At 47.0% G+C, this 15,758-nt stretch carries 14 protein-coding genes; 13 read left to right on the top strand and 1 reads right to left on the bottom strand.

Annotated elements, in window-relative coordinates; genetic code table 11:
• Positions 1 to 80: 80 nt before the first annotated feature.
• On the top strand, positions 81 to 1,328 hold the full coding sequence (locus F0220_RS25560; RefSeq protein ID WP_091019347.1) for a class I SAM-dependent methyltransferase: 1,248 nt from the start codon (positions 81 to 83) through the stop codon (positions 1,326 to 1,328).
• Between the two features lie 191 nt (positions 1,329 to 1,519).
• Positions 1,520 to 4,105: an O-antigen ligase family protein gene (locus tag F0220_RS25555; RefSeq protein ID WP_188310500.1), complete on the top strand. Its 2,586-nt coding sequence runs from the start codon at positions 1,520 to 1,522 to the stop codon at positions 4,103 to 4,105.
• 449 nt (positions 4,106 to 4,554) lie between these two features.
• Here the strand turns inward: F0220_RS25555 and F0220_RS25550 are convergent, their stop codons facing one another.
• On the bottom strand, positions 4,555 to 4,902 hold the full coding sequence (locus tag F0220_RS25550) for a dehydrogenase (protein WP_091019351.1): 348 nt from the start codon (positions 4,900 to 4,902) through the stop codon (positions 4,555 to 4,557).
• 160 nt (positions 4,903 to 5,062) lie between these two features.
• Here F0220_RS25550 and F0220_RS25545 point away from each other — a divergent pair, with 160 nt between their 5' ends.
• From F0220_RS25545 to gatA, 11 genes are all read left to right on the top strand, one after another.
• Entirely contained in the window at positions 5,063 to 5,677 is a 615-nt protein-coding gene (locus tag F0220_RS25545) for an undecaprenyl phosphate transporter UptA (protein ID WP_091019353.1), read from the top strand.
• A 2-nt stretch (positions 5,678 to 5,679) separates the two neighbouring features.
• A complete protein-coding gene (locus F0220_RS25540) occupies positions 5,680 to 6,249 on the top strand; it encodes a thioredoxin family protein (RefSeq protein WP_017692292.1) in 570 nt (189 codons plus the stop codon).
• Positions 6,250 to 6,255: 6 nt separating this feature from the next.
• Positions 6,256 to 6,888 (top strand): MBL fold metallo-hydrolase, encoded by a 633-nt coding sequence (locus F0220_RS25535; protein WP_105601862.1) that lies wholly within the window; start codon positions 6,256 to 6,258, stop codon positions 6,886 to 6,888.
• Between the two features lie 557 nt (positions 6,889 to 7,445).
• Positions 7,446 to 7,706, top strand: a complete 261-nt coding sequence (locus F0220_RS25530) for a hypothetical protein (protein ID WP_223199775.1) — start codon at positions 7,446 to 7,448, stop codon at positions 7,704 to 7,706.
• Positions 7,707 to 7,808: 102 nt separating this feature from the next.
• Positions 7,809 to 8,339, top strand: coding sequence for an RNA polymerase sigma factor SigY (sigY, locus tag F0220_RS25525; RefSeq protein WP_149846803.1), 531 nt, complete (start codon positions 7,809 to 7,811; stop codon positions 8,337 to 8,339).
• A 2-nt stretch (positions 8,340 to 8,341) separates the two neighbouring features.
• Positions 8,342 to 8,677: a YxlC family protein gene (locus F0220_RS25520; protein ID WP_149846802.1), complete on the top strand. Its 336-nt coding sequence runs from the start codon at positions 8,342 to 8,344 to the stop codon at positions 8,675 to 8,677.
• Positions 8,670 to 8,900 carry a hypothetical protein gene (locus F0220_RS25515; protein ID WP_179198630.1) on the top strand — a complete coding sequence of 77 codons (231 nt, stop codon included), beginning with the start codon at positions 8,670 to 8,672 and terminating at the stop codon, positions 8,898 to 8,900. Before F0220_RS25520 ends, F0220_RS25515 begins: the two co-directional genes overlap by 8 nt.
• 132 nt (positions 8,901 to 9,032) lie before the next feature.
• Positions 9,033 to 9,416 carry a hypothetical protein gene (locus F0220_RS25510; RefSeq protein WP_024631336.1) on the top strand — a complete coding sequence of 128 codons (384 nt, stop codon included), beginning with the start codon at positions 9,033 to 9,035 and terminating at the stop codon, positions 9,414 to 9,416.
• 152 nt (positions 9,417 to 9,568) lie between these two features.
• The gene (locus F0220_RS25505) at positions 9,569 to 13,693 is read left to right on the top strand and encodes an S-layer homology domain-containing protein (protein WP_188310499.1); all 4,125 of its coding nucleotides are present in this window, start codon (positions 9,569 to 9,571) and stop codon (positions 13,691 to 13,693) included.
• A 275-nt stretch (positions 13,694 to 13,968) separates the two neighbouring features.
• The gene (gene gatC, locus F0220_RS25500) at positions 13,969 to 14,256 is read left to right on the top strand and encodes an Asp-tRNA(Asn)/Glu-tRNA(Gln) amidotransferase subunit GatC (RefSeq protein ID WP_036607033.1); all 288 of its coding nucleotides are present in this window, start codon (positions 13,969 to 13,971) and stop codon (positions 14,254 to 14,256) included.
• A gap of 27 nt (positions 14,257 to 14,283) precedes the next feature.
• Positions 14,284 to 15,741 carry an Asp-tRNA(Asn)/Glu-tRNA(Gln) amidotransferase subunit GatA gene (gene gatA, locus F0220_RS25495; RefSeq protein ID WP_149846800.1) on the top strand — a complete coding sequence of 486 codons (1,458 nt, stop codon included), beginning with the start codon at positions 14,284 to 14,286 and terminating at the stop codon, positions 15,739 to 15,741.
• Positions 15,742 to 15,758 lie beyond the last annotated feature (17 nt).

Genomic DNA, 15,758 nt, shown 5'->3' with positions numbered 1-15,758 from the left:
AGGCCTGTTACATGCCTTTACTTGGAGAGGGAACGGAATTGTGGTATGGTAACGGTTGACCAAACCAAACCGAAAGTGAGATGTACCCCGTGGATTCATTGCGAAAGCTTATACAAGACATCTTTGAACAGAATTCGCTGATTACAGCGACCTGGAGCCAGCTGCGCAGACGGGACAATGTCTCGTATACCAAAGTGCAAGTCAAGCCGGTGACACTGAAGAATCAGCTGCATTATCAATTTGCATTTCATTATAACAACAAAGTGCTGCACGAGAATTTGACTCCGGCTGAAGCGGCTGAGCGCATGACTTTGTTATGCGAAGAGACGTTTCGTCAAGGGCTGCTCTGTACGACCGAGGCAGACTATCAAATTTTGATCAGCAAAAAATATAAAGTATCCATTCTGACCAAATCTGCTTCCAAAACTGCGGTGGATCTGTCGCATAATCGCAAGAAGCAATATGTATTGGAAGAAGGCGTACCTGTATCGTTCCTCGTTGAACTTGGTATTATGAACGAAGAAGGTCGTGTGCTGGCTCGCAAGTATGACAAGTTCAGACAAATCAACCGTTTCCTCGAAATGGTGCAGGATGTCATTCCCCATCTTCCGGAAGGACGTCCACTGACCATCGTTGACTTTGGTTGCGGCAAGTCTTATCTGACATTTGCGTTATATCATTATCTGTCTGTGCAACAACGTCGTTCACTCAAGATTATTGGGTTGGACTTAAAGGCAGATGTCATTGAACACTGTAATGATCTGGCTAATCGATTGCATTATGGTGATCTGAAGTTTCTGGTTGGAGACATCGCGGACTACGATGAATTAAATGAAGTGGATATGGTTGTCACGCTTCATGCCTGTGACACAGCTACCGATGCTGCTTTGGAGAAGGCAGTTCGTTGGGGGGCTTCTGTGATTCTGTCTGTTCCTTGCTGTCAGCATGAACTGTTTGATCAAGTAGAGGCTTCCGTGATGAATCCGTTATTGTCCCATGGTATCCTCAAGGAACGTTTTTCCGCTCTGGCTACGGATGGGATTCGTGCCAAGTTGCTTGATCTGATGGGATACAAGACACAATTGCTTGAATTCATCGATATGGAGAATACGCCTAAAAACATATTGATCCGTGCTGTTCGTGGTCAGGCCGGCGAAGTGACGGAGATGTGGAATGAATATACGGCTTTCCGTGATTTCATTCATGCCGATCCATATTTGGAGCGGGCTTGTGCCGATTTGCTTCCTGGCGATGGCAAGCAGGCCGACGGGAAATCAAAATCGAGCAAAGAAACCGTTCAAAATTCCGCAAATTGCGACATTTGCTGAGTGTGCCAATGCCAATCCAGGGACATACTGCAATTAGGGTCCCTGAATGTAAAGTTCAATATTATGCACATACGTTGTAGCAAGCAACATCATAACTGTCAGGTATTTATCAGACAGAAGGACCCGTTATCGGGATCTTCTGTCTTTTTGTTATGCATATGGAGCGGCGGAAGGAAGGAGGGGGTATAAGGATGAAGAATATTACAATGGATAAGGGAGTTGTAAGGTATAAACGAGGGTATGCGGCGAATGAGAAAATGATGGAACAGTTGTTTGAACGGTCTCACCACGCAAATGATACAGAATATGTAGATAACAGGGACTTATGTAATGAGGACATTAGGGGCATTAGAGACAGTGCATATAATAGACAAGATACATACAACAAAGATGTTACGTATAAAAAAGATGAACCATATCAATTAAATGGAGTTATTCAAACCGAGGGGTCAGGTTATTTTTCTCAAAGTTTGAGGTGTAAACGTTATTCAGGATCTGGGTGGACTGTTGGGTTGGGCATACTCTCCATTGTCTTGCTGCTTGCAGGATGTCTGAGTCGGGGACTGTACTATTCGGCTGATCTGTACCCTGTTATTCTGATCGCAGCAGGAAGCACTTTGATTATGTTTTTGCTTTTCCTTGTAGGTATTCGTCCACAGAAGACGAGTGAACGAATACCCATGTCATTGGTACAGGATCGGGGGAGACTCGAACGAATCGTTGAGAAAATATTCCGATTTCCGGGGATGTGGCGGGTATTGTGGCCGCTGGGGATGATGACATGTTTTGGACTACATGCATGGGCAGGCTCGGTGAGTAAACAGGGCAGCATGGATGAAATGCTGCGGTGGAGCCTGCTTGCGATGTTTACCCTGCTTACCGCAATATTGGCTGCGCGCACGAATGGTGCACGTTGGTTAGCCTGCGGTTGGCAGATGGCAGGCGGCTTGCTTGTGCTAAGCGGCATCCTTGCCGTGTGCGGGATATTGCCGCTGCCCTTCGGGGTGATGCGGACTGCTGACCCCGAGATCAGTTCCGCCGGAGCAAGGCTCGGCGGATTATTGCAGTACCCGAATGCGTACGGTGCCGTTGTTGGCATGTACGCATTGGAGCGGCTGACAGCCGCCGCACGAGTCTTGGCCCGGCCTGTGCCGGCCAGGCGACTCATCGCGGCAGTGCTGCCGCTCATGCCCGCGCAAACCGCGCTCCTGCTGAGCGAGTCGCGCGGCGCTTGGCTGGCGACCGGCTGCGCCGCGGTCGCCGCCTTTGCTTTGCAGCGGCGCGGTGCCCGCCTGCCGCTGCTGCTGGCCACGGCCGCGCCACTGGCGTGCGCGGCCTGGCTGTACCGCCAGCTGGCTGCTGCCCAGCTGGCGCCTGCACCTGTGCCCGGCCTGCTGGCACTGGCCGGGGCATGGGCAGCTGCGCTGCTCGGCACGCTGCTGCTGTGCCGTTTATGGCACAGCGGCGCCGCCAAGGCTCCGCGTACCGCTGCCCTGACGGCCATTGTGCTGGCGGGAGCCGCCGCCGCACTGATGGCCGTGGCCTCCACCGCCGAGCGCCTCGCGGCGGGTGTCGGTACTGGGGTGTCCCGCCTACAGATGTGGCGGGACGCCCTCCAGCTGTGGACCGAGGTCGCATGGCTCGGCCACGGGGGAGATACATGGCGCAACATGTTTCGCGCCATTCAATCCTCGCCTTATGTTGGAGGCGAGGTCCACAACGGCCTGCTTGATCTCGCCCTGGACAGGGGCATGATCGGCATCCTGCTTGTCGCAGGGTGGTTTCTCCTCACCCTGCGAAGCATCTTTCATTTTGCACCGCAGCTATTTCCATCCGTGCTTGTTTTTGGCCTGCATGGGGCGATGGACTTTGACTGGAGCTTTACAGTATTTTGGATGCTTTTCATCTGGCTTGGTGCTTGGGCAACTGCATTGAAGACGGAAACAGAGGGGGTCCAGCGATCCGGCGTAACAGTGAAATACACTCCCATCAGATCCAAATCGGGATCTAAATTGAGATCTAAATCCAGATCCAGATTTCTTTTCTTGCGATCTCTATCAATCCACACCCGTTTATTATATGTCCCGATGTGGCGTTCCTTCTTTCATATTCTTCAGCGAGTAACTGCTCGGCTAATAAGGGTATCGACAGTGATGATCATCCTTTTCTGGATTGGTGGAACATTCTGGCTGACCTTCCGATATGCCATAGCAGAAGTGCAGTACCGTCAGGCGATGTCTGAACCGGATGGCACTCCAGCACAGAAGGTGCATCTTATGGCTGCTTTTCAATCGAATCCGAATCGACCCGATATCGTGATATCCCTTGCACGATCCCTCCCGGGACGAGAAGCAGAATCACTCCTTTTGAACAGCTTGTCCCATTCCCCGATGCATCCTCAGATTTACATTGAACTGGGACGATTGGCAGCCAAATTCGGCGAAGGACAGCAGGCTGGAGAATATTTTGAACAAGCGATCGCATTGAATCGGTATGATGGCATTGGCCAATCCACGGCTTTGTATTGGATGGAGCAGGCAGCGCGGCGGGAATGGAAGGCAGGATATAGAGATCGAGCCCAACAGACTGCCGCCGCTGGTGTACAGATGTATGAACGGTATCAACTGCTGGCTGAGGAAGTGGAAGCAGGAAACGTTCGCAATGATCGTCGTTTTGTACTGGAAGAACATGCTCCAGGCTATGGAGAGAACCTGCGCAGGCTTGCTTCAGCTTTTTCTCCTCCATTTACTCAAGAGTTGACCAAGCGGAGCCCTTGAATGACTGATGGATGTCAGCGTCTGAAAAGTCTGAGGGTCCAAGCTCGTTGCTCCTGGCGGATGGGTATACCATTTTCTAAGGAACACAGGGCGTCTTATTTGTCCTTTACCTCCTCCTTTAAATTGTAAGGAACATCAGACACGTTATTTCCGGAAATCCCCTAACAAAAACCCTATAAAAGTCCAAAAATTCCGATATAACGTGTCTCAGATTCCTTAGATTTCTAAGAGTGCTTCAAATCCTTGAATAAGACATCTCAGGTTCGTTACCACTCGTGGGCTTGAGCATGAATAATTACTCGGTGTTTATGTTCATAATCCCAGTTTATGTTCATAATCCTAGTTTATGTTCATGCTCCCCGTGGTGGTCGGCTCCATGCTCTGCTCCAACCGCAAGCCAGAGTTGCCCCCGAATTCCACCCAGATCGAAGCTTTTCATTTCTCCATTCCTACAGACGATAACCGCCAAATGCATGCTGAAACGCATCTTTTAATGGTTCAACATCTACTTCCCACATCGCGGCGATCTCTGCACTGACATCCGTGTTCCACCACTCACATAATTTCTTGCGGTTGTCGCGATTCTCCCCAATCCAGAGCAGATTAGCAATCACCTTACCGTAATAATATTCTTCCGCCTGCTTCATCCGTTCGGGAGAGACATATACTTTTAGCCTTTTGGCTGTCCGGTACAATTCCTTGCTGCATGCCCGGCGAATCCCTCTGGCGGAAGGAAGGTTTTGACCGGATTGCGTATGTTTGACCGGCGGAGAACCGGGTATTGACTTGTGTGACATCTTCTCACGCTCCTCTCCCCATACCATATGCGGACTGCTACGAACGGGACACTATCCCAACCTTGTGAAGTAGCAACGTCCACAGCCCTGTGATAAAATAGGGACGAACATCCATGGTGCGGAGGGGCACCGCCAATCAGGATGGAGAAAGAGGGTTGAGATGGACTTTATTCATAACCTTGTTGGCCAATTGTTCGATTGGATTCAAAGTCTTGGCTACTTTGGAATCATGCTTGGATTAATGTTGGAAGTTATCCCAAGCGAAATTGTGCTGGCGTATGGAGGTTTTCTCGTTTCACAAGGTAATATCAACTTCTTCGGTGCTATGATTTTTGGTACGGTGGGCGGTGTGATTGCCCAGTTATTTATTTACTGGATTGGCCGTTATGGCGGCAGACCTGTACTTGAACGCTACGGTAAATACATACTCATCCAGAAAAAACACATCGACCATTCCGAGGAGTGGTTTCGCAAGTATGGTACAGGTGTCATTTTTACAGCGCGTTTTGTTCCGGTGGTAAGACATGCAATCTCCATCCCGGCTGGCATCACGAAAATGCACACAGGTAAATTCATCTTGCTTACTACACTCGCTGTTATACCTTGGACTGCATTGTTTATATATTTAGGGATGATTCTTGGAGATCAATGGAAGCATATTGATGAGAAAGCGGCACCATATGTTATGCCTATTTTGCTTGTCGCTCTCGCCCTTATGATCGTTTATGTACTTATTAAATGGATGAATGCTCGTAAAAAGAAAGGAAGTGTCTAGTCATGGGTAAACCCAACTTGTCTCACAAATTCGGTAAAGGTCTGCCACCGAAGGATTTTATCGAGAGTATGACCAAGAACCAAAGTGAATTCCAGGCCAATTATGATAGCTTTACTTGGTCGAACGAAGAGGATCGTGAGTTTTTTGAGAGTCTGAACCATCGCGATGATCTGCGTGTGTTAATTCTGGCAGCTGACTGGTGCGGGGATGTTGTCCGTAATATTCCGGTTGTGTTCCAGGCGCTTGAAATCTCAGGAATTCCAACTGAAGTTCTGATTATGGAGAACCACCCGGAAGTGATGGATGAGTTCCTGACGATGGGTGGCCGTTCCGTGCCAGTCGTTATTTTTGCAGATACAGGTGGTCATGTGTTAGGTCAGTGGGGACCTCGTCCGCAGCATGTACAGGAAGTCATGATTGAATTCAAACGCCTTAATCCGGATCGTGAAGCAGCAGATTACCAGGAAAATTTGGCTGTAGCGCGTCAAGAGATTGGTAAACGTTATGGGGAAGGAACGGAGTCACATGCGGCCATTATCCGTGAGCTGCGTGAACTGATTTCGGGTTACTAAGCCGATATGCTTAACATTCGTACGTTTACACTAGGCCCGCTTCAGACCAATGCGTATCTTCTACAAGGAGATGATCCGGGCAAAGCCGTCATTATCGATCCGGGCATGAATCCAGGGTCGCTGCTTAAGGCGATCCAAGACTTGGAGATTGAAGCCATTCTCCTCACTCATGCTCACTTTGATCATATGGGCGGGGTAGATGAGATCCGTAAATTGAAGGGATGTCCCGTTTATCTTCATGACTTGGAGAGTGACTGGCTCACCACCCCGAAATTAAATGGATCTTTGAATTGGCCGCAGGCGACACCACCGCTTTCGACAGATCCTGCTGAATATGCCATGGACGAAGGGCAGAAGCTGAATCTGATTGGTCATACGTTTAAAGTGTTCCATACACCTGGACATTCACCAGGCAGTGTAAGTTTGCTTTGTGATAACGACCTGTTTGCCGGTGATGTGCTGTTCCGCATGGGTGTGGGCAGAACGGACCTGACAGGAGGGCGTGAACGGGATCTGATTGATTCAATCCAGAACAAGCTTTACACCTTTGCTGATGAGGTTAAAGTATATCCGGGTCATGGTCCCAAAACGACCATTGGTTATGAGAAACAGAACAATCCTTACGTGTCCGCAAGATAATCCGACATGATATGTGAAGAAAGTCTGGACAAGTGACAACTTTTTCATTAGAATAGCAATTAGTTGTTACAAGCGTTAAGGCATCATCTAACTGAAGCATTACCAAGAAACACCCAACCTCGCGAAGCACGCAGACTGTGGTCTATACCCGGTTTGCGTTCTTTTTTTGTTTTCAGCCCCTTTTTAACACAGAATTAGCCTTTTTTATGCTACATAGAGATGCAAGATGCGCTTTATCACAAGCCAGTTTGAGACCAATAGCAAGTTAGAAGCAAGTACAGATTGATTTAGAAATAACAAAATTCAAGAAAACAGTATATAAGTTGAACTAATCATTTACACAATAACGGAGAGGACAGAAAAAACCTGAAAAAGCGAAGCGTTCGCCTAAAAGCTTTCTGAAAGAAAGCTGCATCGGAAGCATAAGCTATCCCCGGATTTTCCCTTTAAGAAAAGGGAATCAAAAAATCTGGGGATAACAGCGATTGGAAGGTTATTCTGTCATCGTAGTGTCAATGTAAATAATCTTTAGTTCAACTTATATAGATCATGAGAGAGTGGGGAATATCAAAGTGGAGAAACCAAGAGTTATTCCGTTGAATCAGCGTGTCGAGTATCCGATCATTGAGGAAAACCGTCGCATATTGGAAAGTGGGAAAAGAGAAACGGGTACTGAGCGAGCTTTAATACATAACCCTAGCGTGGCCAAAGAAATGATGAAGTCTCAGCAGAATATATGGACAAGCCGTGTTTTAAGAAACGGAGCCCGTAACCAACCGTGGTTCGACAAGCTGCAAGATTACCGGAATCAAGTCTGATTGCCCGGGAAATTGTCGGGTTTTAATTTTTTTTAATTTCATTGAACGTTTTTGCAGAGTCAGTCGTATTAACTCCAGATTGAACGGGAAGCAGGTGATTTCATGATAAAGGCAGCTGAGCTGGAAGAGGTACGCAGAGCAGTATCGGGAGACGATAGCGCACTCGCAGCGTTGTTGCAACGTCACTACACGTTTGTGTATAAGTATCTTGTCAAAGTGACAATGGACGCTAACCTTGCAGAAGAGACGGTGCAGGATACGATGATTCGTTGTATGGAAAATATCCATCGATATGATGGCACGTCTGCCTTTTCATCATGGATGATCACCATTGCGACCCGCATCTATATCGATAAGACAAGACGTAAGAAGAGAGAACAGAACTGGCTTGCTCTCATTCGGGATCAGGCTGTACGTCGATTCCGCTGGCAGCTTGAGACTCGGAATGAAGAATGGACAGATGTCATGGATGCGATGACAAGACTGACACCTGAACATCGTGTTGCAGTGCTACTGAAGCATTATTATGGATACGGGTATGAAGAGATCGGGGAAATGCTGGGTATTCCTGCGGGAACGGTGAAGTCACGCACAGCTTATGGTCTCCGTCAGTTAAGAAAGGAGCTGGAATAAAGGTGAGCAGATCAGATGATGCACAAGAACAAGAAGTTGTAGAACGATTGCAACAACACATGAAAGTGCTGGATGATGCATTTGAGCCTACAAGTATTCCTTCTTTGGGTGCACTTGAAGCCCAAGTCAGGGGACGGAGACAGATTAGACGTCGAGCCAATTGGATCGAGATGATATGTTTCTGGTTGGTTGGATTGCTTGCCATTGTGTTCGGTACATTATTGTTCGTATCTGCTCCAGCTCTATATTTAGGTATCCAGGCTCTTGGTACAGCTGTTGCGGTGATTTTGGCTGTGATCTGGGCCGGACGGCGCCGGAAGGAGGTTCGTCATGAATAAAATGCATTATTCATTGGATGAAATTTCTCCACTATGGCTTATATTGCTTGGCATTTTTCTCCTGGTTCAGGGCACATGGATCTTTCAGGACGCACGCAGACGTGGACGTTTCCCTTGGTTATGGGGATTATGGGGTATCACGGGATTTCCCACGCCGCTGATAATATATTGGTTTGTCGTAATTCGATCACAGCGCAAGCCAGGTGCACGAAATCCGAAATAACATCATTTTAAAAATGGAAAAAAAGATTTTGCACAAATATGTTGTTTAATTCTAGTATTCCTAGACATCGTTATTCTTTTCTAGTAGACTATACAAATAAATATTAATGATAGACTACCAGGAGGTTAGACGATGCTGCGATTAGGAGAGAAGGTTGTCATCGTCGCGGATGCGTTTGAGCAGAATCTTCCTGTGGGGGAATATGGTTTCATCATCGCTTATGACCGGAATCCGGACAATGCGTTCGATTACGTGCTTCGAGTGCCGCAGGTGAACCGGAACTTTTTTGTTCCATCCGGCGACGTCGATCTGGAAGAGGTTCTGCTGAAGCAGGAAGCTGAGCGGGTCGAGCGAGAAGCGTTGATAGATTACGCCCTTGCGACACACAATGAGAAGCTGTTTCATCATTTGATGAACGGAGATTTTCAAGCTGTGGAAGAGGAAGAGGAAACCGCGAACGATGTTATGTCACAGGCGGATTTTATAAAGCAGGTTAATCTGCGTGCATGGATCTAGAATTTTAAGAGTCGGCTGATGCCGGCTCTTTTTTATTTCCTAATACAATACAAGATGTTCAGAATCGGTTCAGAGACATTTGATACGATATCTTCCGTTGAAGAAGGGTAATCCCTATCAAACTTACATAAGTGAGAGAGGAAGATATGAATATGAGAAGGATTAATCAGAATGGTAAGAAATTCATTATGATGTTGTTGGCTTGTGTAGTCATATTGGGAGGGGTTCCAATCTTTCCGACATGGGTTGCAGATCAGGCCTATGCTTCTGTTGATGAAGAATGGACATCGCTCGGAAATACTGGTTTTTCTGAAGGAGAAGCCTCTGCTCCCAAGTTGGCGGTTGATCAATCAGGTAATACATATGTTGCTTATACGGATTTAGGTGCCAGTTTCAAAGCTACAGTGATGAAGTATAGTGTCTCCGATGGCTGGCAACTTGTTGGTGAGAGAGGTTTATCGAGCGGTTCAGCAATTGGAATTACGCTTGTACTAGATCAACAGGGTACCCCGTATATTGGATATCAGGATAATAATGCGGATGGTAAAGCAACAGTTATGAGATATAATGCAATCAATGATGGGTGGGAACCGGTAGGACAAGCTGGCTTTACGCCAGACAGGGCGAACTATCCTTCGCTTGCGCTGGATCAGGCGGGTAATCCGTATGTTGCTTTTAAGGATGGAGCCAGTGGTAAGGCAACAGTAATGGCATACAACGAAACAACAGGATGGGCTTTGGTAGGAATTAACGATGTTTCCCCCGAAGTTCAAAACGCGGTATCGTTGGTTCTTGATCAAGCAGGTATACCATATGTAGCTTTTCAGGACAGTTCCTCCAATACGACAGTGATGAGATATAGCGCTGATACTTGGGAAGTGGTAGGACAAGCAGGGATCTCGCCCGGATATACATCCTCTCCCGTGCTCGCACTAAGCCCCTCAGGCAGGCCATTTATCGCATTTAGTGACGATACATCCAAATTGACAGTAATGACATTCAAGAGTGAGACAGAAAGCTGGGAAACCGTTGGTGACCGGGGGTTCTCTCCAGGTTCGATTTCTTCACCGTCAATTGTAGTAGATCAGATGGGCGTACCTTATGTTGTCTTTAAGGACGGTGCAAACGGTCATAAAGCAACAGTTATGAGTTATAGTTCGCATAATGGTTGGCAGTTTGTGGGTCAAGCGGGATTCTCCGCAGATGTGGTATCTACGCCTGCACTGGCACTAGATCCCCAATATGGAAAACCCTATGTGGTTTATCAGGATGCATCTGAGCAATCCAAAGCGACCGTAATGCGGTTTGGTACGAAGCTTTCGCACACAGTCACGTACGATGGGAATGGAACTCAGGCAGGCAGTGCACCAATTGATAATCAGCAATACCCTGAACAAGCAGGTGTCACTGTTCAAGACAACACAGGGGCTTTGGAAAAAGTGGGATATCTATTTGCTGGCTGGAACACAGCAAGTGATGGAAGCGGAACGAGCTATGATGCTGGCGAAACGTTAATAATGGGTACTTCTAACGTAACACTATATGCGGTTTGGACACCTTCTTCTTCTGGAGGTACAGACCCGGAACTAGAAGAAGACAAATGGAATATTCTTGGTCAAGCAGGCTTCTCAGAGGGAATGGCTTTTGATCAGGATATTACAGTAGATGCGAATGGCACGCCATATGTTGTATTTACGGATAGTGCTAATAGCTCTAGAGCGACTGTAATGAAATATAGCAAAGATAGTGGATGGGTGCCTGTAGGACAACCGGGCTTTACCCAGAGTCCTGCATCCAAAAATAAAATAGCAATAGACCAGAATGGAACAATATATGTTGCTTTTAGTGATGGAAATCGTATTGGCAGTGCCACTGTCATGAAGTACACGGAGCATGATGGCTGGAAGGTCGTGGGATCGCCAGGTTTCACTCAGAATAGTTTAAGGAGTCTTGATTTGAAACTCGATCTTAATGGTGTGCCTTATGTTGCACCTAATACGGGTTATGAACTTAAAGTGATGAAGTATAACGACGAGTCAGATCAATGGGAGTACATCGGTAACACAGGTTACAATCTGGCAGGCGCGGCGGGCGGCGTACTGGCTATGAGTCCAAACGGTATTCTGTATGCTGCATACAGTGACACTAATGCAGGCTTCAAATTATCTGTTATTCGATATAACGAAGCAGATGATTCTTGGTCATTGGTTGGCGATCGTGCGTTCACTGAACAAAATTTGGCTGAAATTGCGCTCGCTGTGGATCAGAACGAAACGGTGTATGCTACATATACGACGGGTGGCCACAATGGACTTAAGCCAACCGTAGTGAAATACACTGGCTCGGGAGCATGGACAGCGGTTGGAGAGCCCAATTTCTCTGAGAACCAGACCGAATTTCTTTCCATGGTAGTTGACCAAAAAGGAAGTCCGTATGTGGCTTTTAAGGACTTTGCCAATGGTAATAAAGCAACCGTTATGAAATATGACGAGGTGAATGGCTGGGAACCATTAGGGGGAGCTGGAGTATCAGAAGGAATTGCAATGGATACCAGACTGGCGATTAACAAAGATGGGGCCCTTTACCTTTCTTTTAGAGATGGAATTAGTGCACCCAAATCTACAGTGATGTCCTATGTTCCATCTAAGAGTTATCAAATTCGATATGACAGTAACGGGGCTTCATCAGGAAATGTACCTTTAGATGACCAGATGTATAAGTCACAATCGCAGGTTACCATTCTCGGTAACACAGGTAATCTAGTGAAGACAGGATATGCTTTTGCAGGATGGAATACGGCTGCGGATGGTAGTGGACATAGCTATGGTGCAGGGGATGTTCTGCTCGTAGGAAAATCTAATGTAACCTTGTACGCGAAGTGGACTGCTTCAAATAATGGTGGATCTGATGGGTCAGGAGGCTCCGGAGGTTCTGATGGATCTGGGGGCTCAGGTGGATCTGGAGGTTCTGGAAGTGCGGGAGGCGGAGCGACAGGTGCATCACCATCAGGCGGAGGAACAACCAACTCGGGTGTCACGATCTTGGTGAATGGAAAGCCGGAAACAGTTGGAACCTTGAGTAAAACTCAATTGAATGGGCAGAATGTGTTGACTCTGACCGTCGACGAGCTGGCTGTCATGCAAAAATTGCAGGTTGAAGGCAAGGGTGCCGTAGTGACCCTTCCTGTGCAAAGCGGCGATAAAGACCGGGTTAATGGTGAATTGACTGGAAGATTAGTGAAGTTCATGGCAGATCAAGAAGCTGTACTTGTGCTACAGACAGATGCGGCTACGTATTCCTTGCCTTCCCGCTTGGTGGATGTTAGTATGCTAGCCCAACAACTTGGTGCGAATAAAAACCTTGAAGATATGATTCTTCATTTGCAAATTTCTCCTGCTTCTGCAGATCGCGTATCCGAAGTGGAGGAAGCAGGCCGTGTTAACGGCTTTAGCTTGATTGGTTCGCTGTTAGAATTCAATATCACAGCCACATATGAGGGTAACTCTGTGAGTGTAGACCGATTTAACGAGTATGTGGAACGAGCAATAATACTACCTAATGAGAGTGAATCCATGAAGGTGACGACAGGAGTAGTTGTTGAGAAGGATGGCAGCATACGTCATGTACCGACCAAGATTTCGAATATTAACGGTGTGAACTATGCGAAGATCAACAGTTTGACCAATAGTGTATACGGTCTGGTCTGGAATCCACGAACATTCACGGATGTTTCGGGACACTGGGCAGAAGCAGAAGTAAACGATATGGGCTCACGTATGGTTATTCGTGGAGTAACGGATACAATATTTAACCCAGATGAGCGTATTACACGTGCTGAATTCACGGCTGTTCTGGTAAGAGCGTTGGGGCTGCAAAGCAATACAGCTAATAACCAGTTTAGTGATGTGAGTCCAAGTGATTGGTATGCAGGTGTAGTTAGCGCTGCGACTGATTATGGTCTCATCGATGGTTACACAGACGGTGCGTTCCGTCCTGCACAGGATATCACTCGTGAGGAAGCGATGATGATAATTCATCGGACGATGAAAATCACTGGCTTGAATCGTAAGTTGGATATAAATGCGAGCCAAGATCTTTCACGGTTTACCGATATGAATCAAGTATCCGATTGGGCCAAAGAAGCGGTGAACATCAGTCTACAAGCTGGAGTTGTATCTGGTCGAAGTAACGAGAACATTTCTCCGAAATTTATGATTACTCGGGCAGAGACAGCTGTGCTTGTTCGACGGCTGTTGCAGCTATCAGGTCTGATTTAATAAGATAATTCCAAAAGTCCACCCTTTTTTTTGAACACGCACTAGTATTAATTCTAATCAGGTTGGTAACCAAGGGCAGTGCGTTTAGCGCTGCCTTTTTGGCAGTGATAAACAAGAACGAATATTGGATAGTATGGAGGACAGGTCATTTGCATTGAATTGTCGAACTATCTCACCTATAATGAAAAAAGTTATCTTGAGACTTTAGCCCGTTAAACGAGCGATTCGTTTCAGGTCGTTTCGGGAATTAGAACGAATGAAGGAGGCATCCGCTAATGAGTATTTCGAATAATGACGTTCAGCATGTGGCCAAGCTGGCCCGGCTCAACTTGACTGCTGAAGAAGAACAGACCCTGACAGGTCAGCTGAACGCGATTTTAAAATATGCAGAAAAGCTGAATGAGCTGGATACGGAAGACATCGAACCCACCACTCACGTTCTGCACGTAAGCAATGTTATGCGTGAAGATGAGACCAAAGAAAGCCTGTCGATTGAACAGGTGATGCGCAATGCACCGGAAGAAGAAGACGGGCAGTTTAAAGTGCCTGCTGTAATGGAATAACGGATAACCGGAAGGAGGACAAAAACTGTGAGTTTATTTGAACAATCGTTGCCTGAGTTACATAACAAGCTGCATGCCAAAGAGCTGTCGGTCAGCGATCTGGTGGATCAGGCGTATCAGAACATTGGCGCGCATGATGATAAAGTTAAAGCATATTTGGCACTGGATGAAGAACAAGCACGCGCTCGTGCACGTCAACTGGATGACCGTCTGGTTAGCGGCGAGGAGAAAGGTTTGCTTTTTGGTCTGCCTGTAGGTATTAAGGATAACATCGTTACAAACGGACTGCGCACGACGTGTGGCAGCCAATTCCTTCGTAATTTCGACCCGGTGTATGACGCGACAGTTGTTGAGAAATTGAAAGCTGCGGACACCGTAACTATTGGTAAACTCAACATGGACGAATTCGCCATGGGCGGCTCCAATGAAAATTCAAGTTTCTCACCTGTACGTAATCCATGGGCACTTGATCGTGTTCCAGGAGGTTCCAGTGGTGGTTCTGCAGCAGCTGTGGCTGCGGGAGAAGCATACTTTACACTCGGATCAGACACAGGTGGTTCCATCAGACAACCTGCTTCGTATTGCGGTGTTGTTGGATTGAAGCCAACGTACGGACTTGTTTCCCGCTTTGGATTGGTAGCATTTGCATCATCTTTGGATCAGATTGGACCTTTGACGAAAAATGTTGAAGATTCTGCTTATGTGTTGCAAGCTATTGCCGGATATGACGCCAAAGATTCGACATCTGCAAAAGTAGAGATCCCGGATTATTTGAGCGGACTGACAGGTGATGTCAAAGGGCTTCGCATTGCTGTTCCGAAGGAATACATCGGTGAAGGCGTCGATCCACAAGTGAAAGAAACGGTTTTGTCTGCATTAAAAGTTCTTGAAGGACTCGGGGCAACATGGGAAGAAGTATCCCTTCCGCATACCGAATATGCGGTGGCTACGTATTACCTGTTGGCATCTTCAGAGGCTTCTTCAAACCTGGCTCGATTTGATGGTGTACGTTATGGCGTGCGTGCAGACAATCCGGACAACTTGTTGGATCTGTACCATCAGTCTCGGAGCCAAGGCTTTGGTCCCGAAGTGAAACGACGTATCATGCTTGGAACGTATGCACTCAGTTCGGGTTACTATGATGCCTATTATCTGAAAGCACAGAAGGTACGTACTTTGATCAAACAGGATTTCGACAATGTATTTGCCAAATATGATGTGATTATTGGACCAACTGCGCCAACTACGGCGTTCAAACTCGGTTCACAGGTGGATGATCCACTTACGATGTATCTGAACGATATTTTGACGATTCCGGTCAGTCTGGCTGGTGTACCTGCCGTGAGTATTCCATGTGGATTCTCGGATGGATTGCCTGTCGGCCTGCAGATTATCGGTAAAGCCTTTGATGAAACAACCGTATTGCGTGTAGCGCATGCGTTTGAACAAAATACAGAATTCCACAAGCAGCGTCCGCAGCTGTAGACTGCCCGGAACGGAGG

The sequence above is a fragment of the Paenibacillus sp. 37 genome (assembly GCF_008386395.1).
In the GTDB taxonomy this organism is placed as follows: domain Bacteria; phylum Bacillota; class Bacilli; order Paenibacillales; family Paenibacillaceae; genus Paenibacillus; species Paenibacillus amylolyticus_B.
This window is presented reverse-complemented; position numbering and strand designations above follow the sequence as displayed.

What these genes read in the sequence shown, in the direction of transcription:
- F0220_RS25540 (WP_017692292.1), top strand. Translation starts at nt 5,680, where the DNA reads ATGGGTAAACCCAACTTGTCTCACAAATTCGGTAAAGGTCTGCCACCG.
- F0220_RS25555 (WP_188310500.1), top strand. Translation starts at nt 1,520, where the DNA reads ATGAAGAATATTACAATGGATAAGGGAGTTGTAAGGTATAAACGAGGG.
- gatC (WP_036607033.1), top strand. Translation starts at nt 13,969, where the DNA reads ATGAGTATTTCGAATAATGACGTTCAGCATGTGGCCAAGCTGGCCCGG.
- F0220_RS25535 (WP_105601862.1), top strand. Translation starts at nt 6,256, where the DNA reads ATGCTTAACATTCGTACGTTTACACTAGGCCCGCTTCAGACCAATGCG.
- sigY (WP_149846803.1), top strand. Translation starts at nt 7,809, where the DNA reads ATGATAAAGGCAGCTGAGCTGGAAGAGGTACGCAGAGCAGTATCGGGA.
- F0220_RS25560 (WP_091019347.1), top strand. Translation starts at nt 81, where the DNA reads ATGTACCCCGTGGATTCATTGCGAAAGCTTATACAAGACATCTTTGAA.
- F0220_RS25510 (WP_024631336.1), top strand. Translation starts at nt 9,033, where the DNA reads ATGCTGCGATTAGGAGAGAAGGTTGTCATCGTCGCGGATGCGTTTGAG.
- F0220_RS25550 (WP_091019351.1), bottom strand. Translation starts at nt 4,902, where the DNA reads ATGTCACACAAGTCAATACCCGGTTCTCCGCCGGTCAAACATACGCAA.
- F0220_RS25545 (WP_091019353.1), top strand. Translation starts at nt 5,063, where the DNA reads ATGGACTTTATTCATAACCTTGTTGGCCAATTGTTCGATTGGATTCAA.
- F0220_RS25515 (WP_179198630.1), top strand. Translation starts at nt 8,670, where the DNA reads ATGAATAAAATGCATTATTCATTGGATGAAATTTCTCCACTATGGCTT.
- F0220_RS25505 (WP_188310499.1), top strand. Translation starts at nt 9,569, where the DNA reads ATGAGAAGGATTAATCAGAATGGTAAGAAATTCATTATGATGTTGTTG.